At 64.9% G+C, this 16,250-nt stretch carries 14 protein-coding genes and 3 pseudogenes; 12 read left to right on the top strand and 5 right to left on the bottom strand.

Features of this window, described 5'->3' with window-relative positions:
• Positions 1 to 90: 90 nt before the first annotated feature.
• Positions 91 to 1,524 (bottom strand): MocR-like pyridoxine biosynthesis transcription factor PdxR, encoded by a 1,434-nt coding sequence (gene pdxR, locus PSH84_RS17270; protein WP_305470713.1) that lies wholly within the window; start codon positions 1,522 to 1,524, stop codon positions 91 to 93.
• A gap of 194 nt (positions 1,525 to 1,718) precedes the next feature.
• On the opposite strand from pdxR, the gene PSH84_RS17275 reads away from it, so the two are divergent.
• Positions 1,719 to 2,159: a carboxymuconolactone decarboxylase family protein gene (locus tag PSH84_RS17275; protein ID WP_122566414.1), complete on the top strand. Its 441-nt coding sequence runs from the start codon at positions 1,719 to 1,721 to the stop codon at positions 2,157 to 2,159.
• 191 nt (positions 2,160 to 2,350) lie between these two features.
• On the opposite strand, the gene PSH84_RS17280 is transcribed toward PSH84_RS17275, so the two are convergent.
• The gene (locus PSH84_RS17280; protein ID WP_122566415.1) at positions 2,351 to 2,692 is read right to left on the bottom strand and encodes a hypothetical protein; all 342 of its coding nucleotides are present in this window, start codon (positions 2,690 to 2,692) and stop codon (positions 2,351 to 2,353) included.
• A 205-nt stretch (positions 2,693 to 2,897) separates the two neighbouring features.
• Here PSH84_RS17280 and PSH84_RS17285 point away from each other — a divergent pair, with 205 nt between their 5' ends.
• From PSH84_RS17285 to PSH84_RS17295, 3 genes and pseudogenes are all read left to right on the top strand, one after another.
• Positions 2,898 to 3,530, top strand: a complete 633-nt coding sequence (locus PSH84_RS17285) for a secretin and TonB N-terminal domain-containing protein (RefSeq protein ID WP_305483178.1) — start codon at positions 2,898 to 2,900, stop codon at positions 3,528 to 3,530.
• Positions 3,527 to 4,072: a sigma-70 family RNA polymerase sigma factor gene (locus PSH84_RS17290; protein WP_060742015.1), complete on the top strand. Its 546-nt coding sequence runs from the start codon at positions 3,527 to 3,529 to the stop codon at positions 4,070 to 4,072. Before PSH84_RS17285 ends, PSH84_RS17290 begins: the two co-directional genes overlap by 4 nt.
• A 37-nt stretch (positions 4,073 to 4,109) precedes the next feature.
• A pseudogene (locus PSH84_RS17295) lies at positions 4,110 to 5,052 on the top strand (FecR family protein).
• Positions 5,053 to 5,388: 336 nt separating this feature from the next.
• Here PSH84_RS17295 and PSH84_RS17300 read toward each other — a convergent pair.
• Positions 5,389 to 6,000, bottom strand: a complete 612-nt coding sequence (locus PSH84_RS17300) for a PulJ/GspJ family protein (protein ID WP_305470716.1) — start codon at positions 5,998 to 6,000, stop codon at positions 5,389 to 5,391.
• A complete protein-coding gene (gene gspH / locus PSH84_RS17305) occupies positions 5,997 to 6,449 on the bottom strand; it encodes a type II secretion system minor pseudopilin GspH (RefSeq protein ID WP_305470718.1) in 453 nt (150 codons plus the stop codon). Before gspH ends, PSH84_RS17300 begins: the two co-directional genes overlap by 4 nt.
• A 117-nt stretch (positions 6,450 to 6,566) precedes the next feature.
• Here gspH and PSH84_RS17310 point away from each other — a divergent pair, with 117 nt between their 5' ends.
• Positions 6,567 to 7,037, top strand: a complete 471-nt coding sequence (locus PSH84_RS17310) for a type II secretion system protein N (RefSeq protein WP_122566417.1) — start codon at positions 6,567 to 6,569, stop codon at positions 7,035 to 7,037.
• Positions 7,038 to 7,112: 75 nt separating this feature from the next.
• On the opposite strand, the gene gspI is transcribed toward PSH84_RS17310, so the two are convergent.
• Positions 7,113 to 7,490 carry a type II secretion system minor pseudopilin GspI gene (gspI, locus tag PSH84_RS17315; protein WP_122566418.1) on the bottom strand — a complete coding sequence of 126 codons (378 nt, stop codon included), beginning with the start codon at positions 7,488 to 7,490 and terminating at the stop codon, positions 7,113 to 7,115.
• A gap of 148 nt (positions 7,491 to 7,638) precedes the next feature.
• On the opposite strand from gspI, the gene gspG reads away from it, so the two are divergent.
• The 7 genes and pseudogenes from gspG to gspF all read left to right on the top strand — a co-directional run bounded on the left by gspG (position 7,639) and on the right by gspF (position 15,994).
• The gene (gspG, locus tag PSH84_RS17320; RefSeq protein ID WP_122566419.1) at positions 7,639 to 8,088 is read left to right on the top strand and encodes a type II secretion system major pseudopilin GspG; all 450 of its coding nucleotides are present in this window, start codon (positions 7,639 to 7,641) and stop codon (positions 8,086 to 8,088) included.
• A gap of 8 nt (positions 8,089 to 8,096) precedes the next feature.
• Positions 8,097 to 9,082, top strand: a pseudogene (gene gspK / locus PSH84_RS17325) (type II secretion system minor pseudopilin GspK).
• Positions 9,079 to 10,260, top strand: a complete 1,182-nt coding sequence (gspL, locus tag PSH84_RS17330) for a type II secretion system protein GspL (RefSeq protein ID WP_305470722.1) — start codon at positions 9,079 to 9,081, stop codon at positions 10,258 to 10,260. The pseudogene gspK and the gene gspL overlap by 4 nt, the downstream one beginning before the upstream one ends.
• The gene (locus PSH84_RS17335; RefSeq protein WP_305470724.1) at positions 10,253 to 10,828 is read left to right on the top strand and encodes a type II secretion system protein M; all 576 of its coding nucleotides are present in this window, start codon (positions 10,253 to 10,255) and stop codon (positions 10,826 to 10,828) included. Before gspL ends, PSH84_RS17335 begins: the two co-directional genes overlap by 8 nt.
• Entirely contained in the window at positions 10,825 to 13,182 is a 2,358-nt protein-coding gene (gene gspD / locus PSH84_RS17340; protein WP_305481432.1) for a type II secretion system secretin GspD, read from the top strand. Before PSH84_RS17335 ends, gspD begins: the two co-directional genes overlap by 4 nt.
• Before the next feature lie 184 nt (positions 13,183 to 13,366).
• Complete coding sequence (gspE, locus tag PSH84_RS17345) at positions 13,367 to 14,785, top strand: type II secretion system ATPase GspE (protein WP_305481433.1); 1,419 nt, start codon at positions 13,367 to 13,369, stop codon at positions 14,783 to 14,785.
• Positions 14,785 to 15,994, top strand: a pseudogene (gene gspF / locus PSH84_RS17350) (type II secretion system inner membrane protein GspF). Before gspE ends, gspF begins: the two are co-directional and overlap by 1 nt.
• Positions 15,995 to 16,250 lie beyond the last annotated feature (256 nt).

The raw sequence follows: 16,250 nt of genomic DNA on the forward strand, positions 1-16,250 counted from the left end.
GGTGTTTACTCGCAATGACACCCGTGCAGGATAGGCCTGGCGATGCAAGGCTCAAACAGCCAATGGGCGGATAAATGCCCAGTCCAATCCTCAGGCCACCTGCTGCAGAATGTCGCGCAAACGGTCGAGGGCGATGTCGATGTCCAGGGTTTCGATCGCACCGAAACCGAAGAACAGGCCCGGCCGCACAGGCTCATCATTAAAAAAGCCCGCGAGGCTGTAGAGCCCGACCTCGGCTTTTCTCGCCAGCTCGATCACCAGCGCCAGGTCCATCGGCACCTTGCACAACACCGCCATATGGAAGCCCGCAGTGGTGGGCACGGCCTCGAACCAGGGCGACAAGTCCCCGGCCATGCGTGCCAGGATCCGCTCACGGCGCCCGGCGTACAGGGTGTGGCAGCGGCGGATGTGCTTGAGCAGACAGCCTTCGGCGATGAACTTGGCCAGTGCCCATTGGGGCAGGGTAGAGGTGTGCTGGTCGGTGAGGCGCTTGGCCAGGATCACCGCTTCAAGGATCGCTGGCGGCAGGATTGCGTAACCGAGCCGCAGCTCCGGCAACAGGGTCTTGGAGAAGGTGCCGACGTACGCGACGATGCCGCGCTCATCCAGGCTCTGCAACGAATCGGCGGGCCGGCCTTCGTAGCGGAATTCGCTGTCGTAGTCGTCTTCGATGATGATTGCCCCCAGCTCATAGGCCCGCGCCAGCAAGGCCTCGCGGCGGGCCTGGCTCATGGGCATGCCCAGGGGGAACTGGTGGGAGGGCGTCACATAAATCAACCGCGTGCCGTCGGGGATAAGGTCCACCCGCATGCCGTGCTCGTCCACCGGCACCCCAGCCACCGTGGCGCCCTGGGAGCCGAACAGCAAGCGCGCCGGCGGGTAACCCGGATCTTCCATGGCCACCAGGCTGCCGGGACGGGTCAATACCCGCGAAATCAGGTCCAGGGCCTGTTGCGCGCCGTTGCACACCACCACGTCTTCATCCTGGCAATTGACCCCGCGAGAAAACGCGATGTGCCGGGCAATGGCATTGCGCAGCGACGGCAGGCCTTCGGGCTGGCTGTAGAAGCCCTTGGCGCTGGCGATCTGGCGCAGAGCGTGGGCAGTGCAGCGCCGCCAGTCGTCCAGCGGAAACTGGCCCTTGCCAGTGGCGCCGCCGATGAAGTCGTAGCGCAACGCACCTTCGAGGGTGGGATGGCGCATCAGGTCCGGCATGGTGCGCCAGGCCTCGACGACGTCGGCGCCGGCCAGCTCGCGGTGGCTTTGCTTGCGCACGACTTTGGCCGGCCGCGCATTGACGTAGGTGCCTTTGCCGATGATGCCGGTGAGGAAGTTCTCGTAGGTCAGTTGGGCGTAGGTGTCGGAGACGGTCTTGCGCGAGACCCCCAGTTGCTCGGCCAGCAGGCGGCTGGGCGGCAGTTGCGTGCCAGCGGCCAGGCGACCGCTTTCGATGGCGCTGCGCAACTGTTGATACAACTGGCCCGACAGGTCCTTGCGGCCGTTGATGACAACATGAAGTTCCATACCCGCAAGCTCCTGGGCGATTGTTGGCGGCCAGCATCAAAGGCGCAAGATTACCCGCATTGTGCGACTGCGTAGAAGTTGCGTGGAGAAAATCCCGTTCATTGGACTTGTCCCCGGTTTTTTCGACGAATTGGACCTGTCATTGCCCAGTCCCAGGGCCTACCGTGAAGTTCTCGAATGCCACGGAGCCCGCCATGAGCCCGCGTCTGGATTACTACACCGCATCCCCCGGGGCGATGCGCGCCATGATCGGCCTGGAAGCCCTGACCAGTCGCCTGAGTATCGAACCGGCGCTGCTGCACCTGATCAAGATCCGCGCCTCGCAACTCAATGGCTGTGCCTTCTGCACCGACATGCATTCGGTGGAGGCACGCCGCCAGGGCGAGACCGAGCGGCGGCTCTACGCGGTGGCGGTATGGCGCGACAGTGGTTTCTTCACGGCTCGCGAACGCGCCGCCCTGGCCTGGACCGAGGCGGTGACGCTGTTGGCGCAGAGCCAGGTCCCCGATGACGTCTATGCCCAGGCCCGGGCCTGCTTCAGCGAGGAGGAACTGGTGGACCTGACCCTGGCGATCAGCACCATCAACAGCTGGAACCGGCTGGCGGTGAGTTTTCGCCAGAGTCCGGGGGGGTGATTGTCTGGAGCAAGCTCCTAAGTGTGTTCCTGTGGCGAGCTGCTTTTGTGGCGAGGGGATTTATCCCCGTTGGGCTGCGTAGCAGCCCTAAACGCCTGTATCTCGGTGTTTCAGAAGGATTGAGTTGTATGCTTTGGGGCCGCTTCGCTCCCCAACGGGGATAAATCCCCTCGCCACAAAAAGCAGTGTCGTTACTTTGTCAGGGGTGAGTTGTTAGCCGGAGCCGGCGGCCTTTGCGGCTTGACCGAGGTGCCAAACGTATTACCCATGCGCACCCCCGTGGCCGCCGGGGTTGCCAGGCCGATGCTGTTCGGTGCGCGTTCATTGACCGGCACGTTCATGGCCTCTTGGGCCTGTTGCGCCGCCTTCGCGGCCTGCGGGTCGTTACCCATCTGCCGGCTGAGGCAGTTGTAGTCGGGGGTCTTGTAGCCACCGACAGTCACCTCGATACAGGCCGGGGCTTCTTCGCCCTGGGCCCAGGGCAGGGCCATGCACAGCCCGAGGCCTGCGATCATGTTCATCCACTGTTTCATCTCCGACCTCCTGGCCCGCGGCAGCGGACGGTGCGTTGTCAGGGCATCAGTCTAGTGCGGCCTGGAGGATTTGTATCAGTTGTCATACGACATTCATAAACACCCCTCAGGATGACGATTTTCAACGGATACGTCAGTTGTGCAGCAGGGCAGAGCCGGGGGCGAACGCGGACGTGGATTGACCAGCGTGCCCTTGGGGTGGCTGATGGTGTTGCTGTGTCTGCTGGCCGGGCCGATCCAGGCGGTTGGCCTGGTGGACCTGGACATCGCGCCCCAGGAACTGACCACGGCGCTAGAGCAGTTCAGTCGCGCTACGGGCATGGCGGTGCTGGTGGACCATCAGTTGTCGAGCCAGCGCCAAACGCTGGGCGTGCAGGGGCGGTTCACCCCCTCCGACGGGTTGCGGGTGTTGCTCAGCGGCACCGGGCTGGCGGCGCATTATGCCCGGGCGGATGCGTTCACGTTGCAGGCGGTTCGGGTCCGCGAGGTTCCGCTGCCTGCCGGTGTCACTCCGGGCATGAGTGACAGCAACTACGCGGCAGCCATCCAGACGGTCATCCAGCGCAATTTATGTCGTTCACCGTTGACCCGCCCGGGCAGTTTTCGGGCGGTGCTGCAAGTGTGGATCGGCCGGGACGGCGTGGTCCAGCACAGCCGCCTGGTCAGTTCCACGGGCGACCTGATGCGGGACAAGGCCTTGGTCAACAGTTTGCAAAACCTCAGGATCGACCGCCCCGCGCCCAGTTCGTTGCGCCAGCCGGTGACCCTGCTTTTGTTACCCGACTCATCAGGAAGAAGCATGGAATGCATGACAGGGGAAGGGGTGTCCGGGCGATGAAAGACATCGGTCGCAGCCCGTTGGTGAAGTTGTTTCTCACCTCCTATGAGGATTTCAGGGTGCGCCTGCGCAGACGCCTGGGCTCCGAGGAACTGGCCAACGACGTGCTGCATGAAACCTACCTGCGGGTCGATCGCATGGTCGACACGCCGGACATCGCCCAGCCCAATGCTTATCTGTATCGCATGGCCCTGAACATCGCCGCCGATCGTCGGCAGGCCGATGCACGCTTGCTTACGGGCGATGAAATCGAGGAATTGCTGCAGGTCTCGGATGAAGCGCTGGACCCGGCGCGGGTGGTGGGTGGGCAGAAGGAGTTGCAGACCTTGCTCAAGGCCTTGTACGAACTGCCGGCGCGCCGTCGCAGGATTTTCATCGCCGCCCGCCTGGAAGAAGCGCCGCATCTGGAAATCTCCCAGCGCTTCGGTATTTCCACCCGCATGGTGGAGAAGGAAATCAAGGCGGCGCTGGGGCATTGTGCCCTGCGCCTGGAAAGAAAAGTCATTCAGCGGTTCGGTCCCGGCGCGGGAAAACCGTCTTGAGAGTAGAGACCCGACCCTTTCATGAGTGTGTGTGCGCTTGAACATCTTCAGCATCGCTTCCCCTGACGCCACGCCCCAGGCCCGATTGGCCAGCGAGGCCCCGAGATTGGCTGATCCTGCTGACCTCGGGGCGCGCCACCGTGGCCGATGCCCGGGCCTTGCGCTTGTGGTGCGGGCAAAGCCCCGAACATGCGCAGGCCTTTGAACAGGCCAAGGTGCTGTGGCAGGGGCTGCAACCCGCCGCCGCGGCGTTGCAGGCGCCCCGGCATTTCGGCCGTCGGGCGTTGTTGGGTGGCGCCATCGCCGCATCGGCGGCTTTCCTGTTGATCCGCGCCACGGTGCCCGGCGGTGTTTCCGGGTTGGGGGCCGACTACATCACCGATGTCGGCGAACAGCGCCGAGTGGAATGGGCCGAGGGCGTCAGCCTGGAGCTCAATACCCAGACCCGTCTCAGCCGCCACGCGCTGGCCGATGGCGGGCAAGGGTTGGAATTGCTCAGTGGCGAAATTGAAGTGCAGGGGCGTAGTGCCCAGGTGGTCAGCGTCCAGGCCGGCGCCGGTTGGATCAGCGCCGCCCGGGCACGCTTCAACATCCGCTACACCGACCAGAGCGTCTGCGCGACCTGCCTGGAGGGCGTGGTGCAGGTCGAGGTGCAAGGCCAGCGGTTTCGCCTGGAACCGGGTATGCAGCTGACTTACGACCCTCACCAGGTGGGCGCTCCCAAGCGTGCCGATGTGTCGGCGGCCATTGCCTGGCGTGAGCAGGTCCTGGTGTTCAACGACGCGTCCCTGGCCAGCGTCATCGACGAAATCAACCGCTACCGTCCCGGCATGTTGTTGCTGCTCAACCGCGAGCTGGGCCAGCGCAAGGTCCACGCACGGTTTCGCCTCGACCAGTTGGCGGGCGTGGCGCTGTTGATCCGTGATGCCTACGGCGCCAAATGCACCGAATTGCCGGGTGGGGTGGTGGTACTGAGCTGAGGCCAGCGGCGTCTGGGCGGGCCTCATCGCGAGCAAGCTCGTTCCCACAAGGGACTTATGCCGGGCCCAAAACCTGAGGCCACCCAATAACCCTGTGGGAACGGGCTTGCTCGCGAAGAGGCCTGTAGGCTCGACATCCATGTCGACTGTCATGCCGCTTTCGCGAGCAAGCCCGCTCCCACAAGGAACCAGTGCTTGGCTCAAGTCTTCGGTTCACTCCATAACCCTGTGGGAGCGAGCTTGCTCGCGATGGGGCCGGCACATTCGACATCCTCTTCAACAGACCCACCGCTATCGCGAGCAAGCTCGCTCCCACAGGGGACAGTGTTGTTCGGCTTATTCCAGTGGCCCTAATACTTGCTGATATTTCTCGACGCCTTGGGGTGTCTGGCGGCTCAGGCTGATCTCGATGCCCGTCGGGTTTTCCTGGCGGTTGCCGCTGAGTTTGCGCCAGCCTTTCTCCGTGTCCCAGTACCGCAGGCCGGCGTCGCTGACGTCACTGAGCACGGCCACGCCCGGGCCGGGTGCGGGTAGGGGGTAGCGGTTGCGGGCCTGGCCTTGGGCGCGGTAAAGCGTGTCGCCCTTGAGCCACCAACGCACCCGTTGCAGCTCGCCTTCCTGGGCCGCCGCCACGCGGATCACATCCAGGCGAAAGCCCCGGCCTTCGGTGCTGCGCACGGTGAGGGCGGGCGGGGCGGTCGAGGGCGGGTCGTCGACGCCGGGTTTGACCGGTTCGCTCAGCTCGATGCTGGCGCGCAGGGCGACGTCGCGCTCCAGTTGGTTCAAGACCCGCAGCAGCGCTTCGGTCTGTTCGGTACTGGCCTGCAAATGGCTGTCGGCACGGGTCACGCTGTCCAGCCCGCGCCAGGCGATCAGACTGACCACCGCCATCAGCAGGATCGCCACCATCACTTCCAGCAAGGTGAAGCCCGTCTGCCGGGCGCTCATTGGAGCTGCACTCGCCCGGCGGCACTGCGTTGCACCGTGAGACTGTTCTGGCCGTCCGACAAGCGGATCTGCAAGGGCTCGCCGATCCACTCGGCATTCAGCACGACCCGCTGCCTGGGTTCCACGCGCACCTCCATCGACGGACTCTGCCAGCGCCGTCGACGCAGTTGCGGGTCGTCCTCGAAGCGATCAACCCCGGTGCCCCGGTCCGTGCGGCGACTGAAGCCAAAGCCCTTGGCGTCCCATCGCCAGGTAATCGGCCGCCCGTCGGTGCGCGCTTCGGTCTGGGCCAGTTGCAACAGCTGCACCAGCCGTTCGCCATCCTGGCGCAGCAACTTCAACGGGTCCGGCTTGATGCTCAGGCTCACGGCGGCACTGGCGATGCCGATGATCACCAGCACCACCATCAATTCGATCAGGGTAAAACCGCGTTGCTTGCCGAGGTTCATGCGCGCTCCTTTGCGTAAAGGTCACTCTGCACGGTGAAGATGATAAGGATGTGAAATAAAACGGAGAGAATTGACGCGTACGCTGCAAGCTGGAATCAAAAAAAGGAGATTCAGGCCATGGCGTTCATCGAGCGTGTGTCCCCGGCGCAAATCGTCCAGGCCGTGGGCTTGTTGGCGGCGTTGGCCGGGGTGGCGACCTGGTCTTCGCTGCTGCTCACCTCGGCCGAGTCCCGCACGCCGGACGTCGCCCCGCAACGCATGGCCGAGCGTTCCGATAACCCGGCGTTGCAATGGTTCTCCAACCAGCCGGCACCGGTGGACATCAAGGTCAGCGGGGTGATGGCCGGCACCCACGCCGCCGTGGCGATCCTCAGCCTCAACGACGGACCGCCGCGCAGTTTCCTGGTGGGTGAGCGCGTGGCCCAAGGGGTGCGGCTGGTGGCGATCGAGGCGCAGGCGGTGGTCATCGAGCGGGGCAAGGAGCAGACCCGACTGGTCCTGGCCCGGTTGCCGGATTCAGTGAGTTTGCCTCCCCTGTGGGAGCAAGGCTTGCCCGCGATGAAGACGACGCAGTCTCCGAGGAAATGAGGCGCCTGTATCGCGGGCAAGCCTTGCTCCCACAGATAAACCTCTCGCCACAAAGGATGTGTTAGCCCACAACGCTCAAGGTTTCTCCCGGCTGACCAACGTCTCCAACCGAGCCAACGGCGGTGCTTCGCGACTGCGGTCCGACACGCTCAGTTCAACCCGCAGCAGTCGACCGTTTTCCACCGGGCGCAGGGTCTGTTCGCAGCGCAGCAGCAAGCGCCCCTGGTCGCACTCGAACACTTTCGAACCCTGGGCAAAACGGCCTTCCAGACGCAACTGCGCCAGTTGGCTGCGGGCGGCCAGCAGCGCGATGGATTTGTCCCGCAACAGGCCGTTGCTCTGGGTCATCACCGCGGCCACGCGCACGGCGGCCGACATGGCCACGGCGATGATCGCCAGGGCCACCAGCACTTCGATCAGGGTGAAGCCGGCTTGCGGAGCAGGGCGTGGCATGGCGCGGGCTCGAGGGCGAGGACAACCTGCAACGCTAGCCGACGTTCGTGACCGATTGACGACGCAAGCTCCTGAGCAATTTCAATATCACTGACATATTTTCTTGCAACACTGCGCCTCGAATCGAATCCAGCGAAGGACCGTCGAGATGCAGATCGCCCGTTACAACGCCCGCTCCCAAGGCCCTCGCGGGCAGTTGGGTTTCACCCTGATCGAAATCATGGTCGTGGTAGTGATCCTCGGCATCCTGGCGGCGATGGTGGTGCCCAAGGTCCTCGACCGTCCCGACCAGGCGCGGGCAACGGCGGCGAAACAGGACATTGGCGGCCTGATGCAAGCCTTGAAGCTGTACCGCCTGGATCACGGCAGTTACCCGAGCATGAACCAGGGCCTCAAGGTGCTGGTGGAGAAACCGGCCGACGCGAAAAACGGCACCTGGCGCTCCTACCTCGAGCGCCTGCCCAACGACCCATGGGGCCGCCCCTACAACTACCTCAACCCCGGTGCCAACGGCGAAGTCGATATCTTTTCCCTGGGGGCCGACGGCCAGCCTGATGGCGACGGCGTGAATGCCGACATTGGCTCCTGGCAGTTGTAAGGGCCGTGATGCGAACGGATTCGCCCCTCGCGGCGAAGCAGCGCGGCATGGCGGTGATCAGTGCCTTGCTGATCGCCGCCGTGGTGGCGGTTATCGCCGGCGGCATGCTGACCCGCCAGACCCTGTTCACCCGCAGTCTGGAGGCCGAGCAGTTGCGCGTCCAAGGCACGGCGCGGTTGCAGGGTGGTTTGCAACTGAGTCGCCAGTTGCTCTGGGACGCCCGCCAGCGCGATCCACTGACGCGCTTCGGCCAACCCTGGGCGAAACCCATCGTGATGCCGGGCGCAGGCCAGGTCGACACGCCGTTCGAAGGCCAGTTGGAAGATGAGCAAGGCAAGTTCAACCTGCGCAACCTTGTCGTCAATGAGCGCGTGGACGAGGAACAAGTGCGCGCCTTCGAACGCCTGTGCCAGCAGTGGCGTGGCTGCGACGGTCCGCACGCGCATCGTCGAAAGGGGTGGTCGAGGCCTATCCGCGCCTGTTGAATCCGCAGCGGCTGGATCAGGCGCCAAAGGCCAATACCTTCAACAGCGGCCGCGAAACCTCGCCAGAGGCCGACAACACGCCGCTGGCCCCGACGCGCCCGATGCTGCGTACCTTGCAAGACCTGCGCAGCGTCAAGGGCGTCACCACGCGGTTACTGGACACACTGACGCCGTACGTGACGATCCTGCCGGCCAACACCTGGATCAATGGCAATACCGCCAGTGCCCCGGTGCTGGCCGCCTACGTGCCGGGGCTGTCGCTGCAACGGGCCGAGGCCCTGGTCAGGGAGCGCGACGGCGGCCACTGGTTTATCAACCGCGGGGATTTCGTCAATCGCCTGCGCATGCCGGAGCTGGAGACCGCCAGCGTCAAGGTCGGCATCACCAGTGACTGGTTCCGCCTGCGGGGCCAGGCGCGCAGCGGTCAGCGGCGGGTCGAACTGGACGCATTGCTGCAACGCACCGAGGACCGTTTGCCCCAGGTGATCTGGTCAAGGGTGGGCGTATGACGCGCTTGCGCATTGCCCTGGTGCCGCTGGGCAGCCTGGACCTCGACAGTGTGGTGGCGTTTGCTTGGCTGGATCGCCAGGGCCAGGTTCGCGAGCAAGGCCTTAGCAGCCTCCGGGCGTTGGGCCAGGGCGGCAAAAACCTTTCGGTGGAGTGTTTCCTTCATCCCCGCGACAGCCTGTTGACTCGCCTGGAGTTGCCGCTATTACCGGCGGCCAAGATCACCGCGGCGGTGACGTGCGCGGCCCAGGCCCTGATGCTCGGTGCCAGCGAACACATGCAGGTGGCCCACAGCCCGCGCGACGTTGATGGGCAGGTGCAGATCGCCTGGCTGGACCGTGAATCCCTCGCCAATCTCGGGCGGCTTGTGCACCAGGCCGGCATGAAGCTGCGCGGCCTCTATCCGGCGGCCTACGCCTTGCCGGTGCTGTCGGGGCCGGTGGCCTGTATCGAGGACGACCATCTGCTGGTGCGTCATGGCCTGCAGCGCGCCGTGGTGCAACCGTTGCAGGAGGAGGCGCTGGACGAGTGGCTGCTGGAAACGGGCGCCGGGTTGCACTGGGTCGGCGAGGCTGCGCCGCAACCTTCGATCAATACCTTGGCTGAAAGCCAACGCTGGACTGGCCCGGCGCCGGGCTGGGGCTTGCATGCCGGCCTTTCACGCAACGCCGTCGCACGCGGTGGCTGGGGCCGGGCGGCGGCGATCTGCGCGGTAGCGCTGGCGGTGTGGGTGGTCGGGCTGAACCTCTACGCCGCCCGCGAAGCGGCCCAGGGCCAACGGCTCAAGGCGCAGATGAGCCAGCGGGTGAAACAGGCGTTTCCCGAGTTGCCGGTGATCCTCAACCCGCTGCAACAGGCACGCCAGCAGATCGCGGCGCGCCAGAGCGGTGCGGCGACCGACCCGGCCCAACGCTTTGCCAGCCTGGTGCAGCAAGCGGGCAGCGCCATGCCGTTCATGAGCGGCAATGTCCAGGCATTGGTGTTCGAGAACGGTGAATTGCGCCTGAGTGTCGTGGCCGAGGCGCAGAAAACCACCGCCGAAGAGGATTGGAAAATCCCCCTGGCCCAGGCCGGCATCGACGTCGCCGCCATCGACCAGGGCTGGCGCCTGCGGGTGGCCCCGGCCGGCCAGGGTACCCAGGATTCCTCCGACGAAACCCCGGACGCCGACGATGAATAAGCACTCCCTGTCCCTGGCATGGGTCCGTTGGCAAACTTTTCGTACGCGTTTGCGCACGTTCTGGCAGGGGCTTGCCGTGCGCGAGCAAGCTGCTGTGGCCCTGGCTGCGTTGGTGTTGGGCGGCTGTCTGGTCTGGCTCGCGTTGATTGAGCCACCGCTCAAGACCATCGCCTACTGGCAAGCGGAAACCCCGAAGCTACGGTCGCAAACCGAAGCCCTTGAAGTGCTGTTGCGTGACGTCGCCGGGCCAGCCCAAGACCAGCCCCTCGAAGCCGCCCTGCGCCAGAGCCTGGACGCCAGCGGCTTGAGCCAGCACTACCAATTGCAAGCACCCGGCACCGAGTTCCCCGATGCCTGGCAGCTCACGTTCGACCAGGCCCCGGCGGAGGCAGTGATCAGCTGGCTGCTGGGCAACCCACGGCAGTTCTCCCTGGAAGTGATCGAGGCCCGTTTGCAGCGCACCGCCCTTGCCAATCCCGATAATCACGACAACCTCGACAACAGCGCCGGCACACTGTCCGGAACCGTTCGCATGGATCAGGCGCAAAGCGCTAAGGAAGCTTCATGAAAGGGGCCCGATACCCACGTCATTGGCGCAAGGCCGCGCCGCTGTTGTTGCTGGCGTTGAGTGCCTGCAACAGCACGCCGCCCGCGTCGCAGCCGCCGTTGCTGGTGGACAGCGAGCTGGGTGTTCCGTTGGGAAGTACCCAGCGTAGCGGCGATGCATTGCTCGATCGCCAGCGGGCCCAGGACCTGCGTGAACGCAAGCCCGCGGTGCGGCATCAGGTCGACCTCACCGCCCGTGCCCGAGAACCCCGCAGCAATGTGCCGGCGCGCACGCCCCTGGGGGATCAACCGGTGACGCTGAATTTCGTCGAGGCGGATATCCAGGCGGTGGTGCGGGCCTTGTCCCGTTCCACCGGCCAACAATTCCTGGTGGACCCGCGGGTCAAGGGCAACCTGACGCTGGTTTCCGAAGGCCAGGTCCCGGCTCACCAGGCCTACGACATGTTGCTGGCCGCCCTGCGCATGCAAGGCTTCAGCGTGGTGGACGTAGGCGGCGTGGCCCAGGTGGTGCCGGAGGCCGATGCCAAGCTGCTGGGAGGGCCGATCTACAGCGCCGACAAACCGGCCGGCAACGGCATGCTGACACGCACCTTCCGCCTGCAATACGAAAACGCGGTGAACCTGATCCCGGTGCTGCGCCCGATCGTTTCGCCAAACAATCCGATCAACGCCTACCCGGGCAACAACACCATTGTCGTCACCGATTACGCCGAGAACCTGTCACGGGTGGCGCAGCTCATCGAAGGCATCGACACCCCCAGCGCCATCGACACCGATGTGGTGCCGATCCACAACGGCATCGCTGTCGACATCGCGCAGATGGTTTCCGACCTGCTGGAAACCCAGGGCGGCGACCAGACCCAGAAAATCAACGTGATCGGCGACCCGCGCTCCAATTCCATCATCATCCGCGCCGGCAGCCCCGAGCGCACGGAGCTGGCGCGCAACCTGATCTACAAGCTCGACAACGCCCAGAACAACCCGAGCAACCTGCACGTGGTATACCTGCGCAATGCCCAGGCCGGCAAACTGGCCCAGGCCCTGCGCGGCTTGCTCACCGGGGAAAGCGAAGGCGAGGGCAACGACACCTCGCGCTCGGTACTCAGTGGCATGGGTGGCAGCACCAATGGCCAGAGCGGGCAGGGCAGCAGTGGCGATGGCAGCAGCACCACCAGCGGCAGTGCGTCGACCACCAGCAACGGCTACGCCCAGGGCAGCAACGGGACCACCTCCGCTTCGACGAAAAACGAACAGAACACCGCGTTCAGTGCCGGCGGTGTGACCATCCAGGCCGACGCCACCACCAACACCTTGCTGATCTCCGCGCCGGACCCGCTGTACCGCAACCTGCGGGAAGTCATCGACTTGCTGGACCAGCGTCGCGCCCAAGTGGTGATCGAGAGCTTGATCGTCGAGGTCGGCGAGGACGACGCCAGCGAGTTCGGCGTGCAATGGCAGAGCGGCAACCTGGGCGGCAGCGGTGTAATCGGTGGGGTCAACCTCGGTGGCAGCGGGCTCAATCTCAATGGCAAGACCAGCATCGACGTGCTGCCCCAAGGCCTGAACCTGGGCGTGGTCAACGGCACCGTGGACATTCCCGGCATTGGCAAGATCCTCGACCTCAAGGTCCTGGCCCGGGCGTTGAAGAGCAAGGGCGGCACCAATGTGTTGTCAACGCCGAACCTGCTGACCCTGGACAACGAAGCGGCGAGCATTTTTGTCGGCCAGACCATTCCCTTCGTCAGCGGCAGCTACGTCACCGGCGGCGGTGGCACCAGCAACAACCCGTTCCAGACCGTGACCCGCGAGGAGGTGGGCTTGAAGCTCAATGTCCGGCCGCAGATTTCCGAAGGGGGGACGGTCAAGCTCGATATCTATCAGGAAGTCAGCAGCGTCGACAATCGCGCTTCGAGCACCACGGGGATCGTCACCAACAAACGCGCCATCGACACCAGCATCCTGTTGGACGACGGGCAGATCATGGTCCTTGGCGGGCTGCTGCAGGATGGCTACAGCCAGAGCAACGACGCGGTGCCGTGGTTGTCGACGATCCCTGGAATTGGGGCGCTGTTTCGCAACGAGCGGCGACAGATCTCCAAGACCAACCTGATGGTGTTCCTGCGGCCCTACATCATCCGCGACACGGCGGCGGGACGCGGCATCACCCTCAACCGCTACGACTTCATGCGCCGCGCCCAAGGCCTGCTGCAACCGGATCGCAGCTGGGCGATGCCGGACATGCAAGCCCCGCAACTGCCAGCCTCGGCCCGGGCAATTCCGGGGGCGGCGCCCGTGAGCCTGCAAACGCCCAGGGCGGCGATCAAGGCAGTGCCGGTCGAAGGAGGCGCTCGCTGATGAACACCCAACCTATGGGAGTTCGCGGTATGCACAATACTGAGGTCACCCCAAGACACTGTGGGAGCGAGCTTGCTCGCGATGACGGCAGTTCGCTCAACATCATTGCAACTGACCCACCGCTATCGCGAGCAAGCTCGCTCCCACAGGGGACATGTGTGTTTCTTGGACCTGAGGTGCCGGCATGAACACCCTCCCATACGCCTGGGCCAAGGCCCAACGCCTGGTGCTGCGCCAGTCCGACGAAGGCACGGTGTTGATGGTGTGTCCCTCCACGCCGGGCTGGTCCATCAGTGAAGTGCGCCGCCAGTTCGGCGAGGTACGCCTGGAGCGGGTGCGTGACGAGGAACTCGACGGGTTGCTCAACACGGCCTACGCCGACACCGGCAGCGCCGCCGCCGTGGTGGGCGCGGCGGAAAACGAGGTGGACCTCGACCGGTTGATGCAGGACATCCCCGAGATCACCGACCTGCTGGACACCCAGGACGGCGCGCCGGTGATCCGCATGATCAACGCCTTGCTGACCCAGGCCGCCCGGGACGAGGCCAGCGACATTCACATCGAGCCCTACGAAAGCCATTCGGTGGTGCGCTACCGGGTCGACGGGACCCTGCGCGACGTGGTTTCGCCACGCAAGGCCCTGCACGGCGCGCTGGTGTCGCGGATCAAGATCATGGCCCAACTCGACATCGCCGAAAAACGCCTGCCCCAGGACGGGCGCATCGCCTTGCGCGTGGCCGGCCGGCCCATCGATATCCGCGTCTCGACGGTGCCCACCGGCCATGGCGAACGGGTGGTGATGCGGTTGCTGGACAAGCAAGCCGGACGCCTGCAACTGGAAACGTTGGGGATGGACCCGGACGTGCTGGGCAAGCTCGATCACCTGATCCGTCAGCCCCACGGCATCGTGCTGGTCACCGGCCCCACCGGCAGTGGCAAGACCACCAGCCTCTACGCCGCCCTGGCCCGGCTGGACGCTAGTGTGCACAACATTCTCACTGTCGAAGATCCGGTGGAATACGACTTGCCGGGCATCAGCCAGATCCAGGTCAACGCCAAGATCGACATGACCTTCGCCCTGGCCTTGCGGGCGATTCTGCGTCAGGACCCGGACATCATCATGATCGGTGAAATCCGCGACCTGGAGACCGCACAAATCGCCGTGCAGGCGTCCCTTACCGGTCACTTGGTGTTGGCCACGCTGCACACCAACGACGCGGTGTCGGCCATCAACCGTCTGATCGACATGGGCGTCGAGCCGTTCCTGCTGGCCTCGTCGATGCTCGGCGTGCTCGCCCAGCGTCTGGTGCGCAGGCTGTGCCCGCATTGCAAGCAACCTGATCCGGCCACGCCCGGCACCTGGCGCCCGGTGGGTTGCCCGACCTGCAACCAGACCGGCTACAGCGGCCGCACCGGTATCCATGAACTGTTCTGCATCGACGATGACATCCGCACGCTCATCCACCAAGGGGCAGGGGAGCAGGCACTGCGCGTCGCCGCCCGTCAGGCGGGGATGTTCAGCATGCGCGAGGATGGCGAGCGCTGGGTGCGCAGTGGCACCACGGCCCCTGAAGAAATCCTGCGCGTGACACGGGACGCCTGATGAATCGCTACCGTTTTGAAGCGGCCGACGCCACCGGCAAGATCGAGATCGGGCACCTGGAAGCCGACAGCCAGGGTGCCGCCTTCAACCTGTTGCGCAGTCGCGGGCTGACGGCATTGCAGGTGCAGATCGAGCGCAACACGACATCGGCCAACGGCGGTGGCTTGTTCAGCGCCAAGCTCTCGGACAACGACCTGGCCTGGGCCACCCGGCAACTGGCGAGCCTGCTGGGCGCCAGCCTGCCGCTGGAAGCCGCGTTGAGCGCCACGGTGGAGCAGGCCGAGCGCAAGCACATCGCCCAGACCCTCAGCGCAGTGCGCGCCGATGTGCGCAGCGGCATGCGCCTGGCCGAAGCCCTGGCGGCACGGCCCCGGGACTTTCCGGAAATCTATCGGGCGTTGATTGCCGCCGGTGAAGAGTCCGGCGACTTGGCCCAGGTGATGGAGCGGCTGGCGGACTACATCGAGGAACGTAACAACCTGCGGGGCAAGATTCTCACGGCGTTCATCTATCCCGGGGTGGTGGGACTGGTGTCGGTCGCCATTGTGATTTTCCTCCTCAGCTACGTGGTACCGCAGGTGGTCAGCGCGTTCTCCCAGGCCCGGCAAGACCTGCCCGGGCTGACCGTGGCGATGCTCACCGCCAGTGACTTCATCCGCGCCTGGGGCTGGTTGTGTTTTGGCGTGCTGGCTGGTGGGTTCTGGGGTTGGCGGATGTATTTGCGCAACCCGGCGGCGCGCTTGAACTGGCATGCGCGGGTGCTGCGCCTGCCGCTGATCGGCCGTTTCGTTCTGGGCCTCAACACCGCGCGCTTTGCGACCCTGGCGATCCTCGGCGGCGCCGGGGTGCCGTTGCTGCGGGCCCTTGAGGCGGCGCGCCAGACGCTGTCCAACGACCGCCTGAGCCTGAGCGTCAGCGAGGCCACGGCCAAAGTCCGGGAAGGGGTCAACCTGGCGGCGGCGCTGCGGGTTGAAAAAGTCTTCCCGCCGGTGCTGATCCAACCTGATCGCCAGCGGCGAGAAAACCGGCTGCCTGCCGCCGATGCTCGAACGCGCCGCGCAAACCCTGTCCCGCGACATCGAACGCCGCGCCATGGGCATGACCGCGTTGCTTGAGCCGCTAATGATCGTGGTCATGGGGGGCGTGGTGCTGGTGATCGTCATGGCCGTGCTGCTGCCGATCATCGAGATCAATCAGTTGGTCCAGTAAACCGAGCATTTTCTGGTTACCACCACTCTTGCGGCAAGCACAGCCCCTGTGGCGAGGGAGCTTGCTCCCGCTGGGCTGCGCAGCAGCCCCAAAACCTGACACCCCAGTACATCGGGCAGATCGCAATCAACCTGTTTGGGGTCGCTTCGCAACCCAGCGGGAGCAAGCTCCCTCGCCACAAAAGCTGCGAATATTTTTGCACTGCCACAACACCTCCCGAGCCCCGTCCGCGCCAAACTCGGGTTCCTCGTTCTGT

Origin of the sequence: Pseudomonas beijingensis, assembly GCF_030687295.1 — a bacterium.
In the GTDB taxonomy this organism is placed as follows: domain Bacteria; phylum Pseudomonadota; class Gammaproteobacteria; order Pseudomonadales; family Pseudomonadaceae; genus Aquipseudomonas; species Aquipseudomonas beijingensis.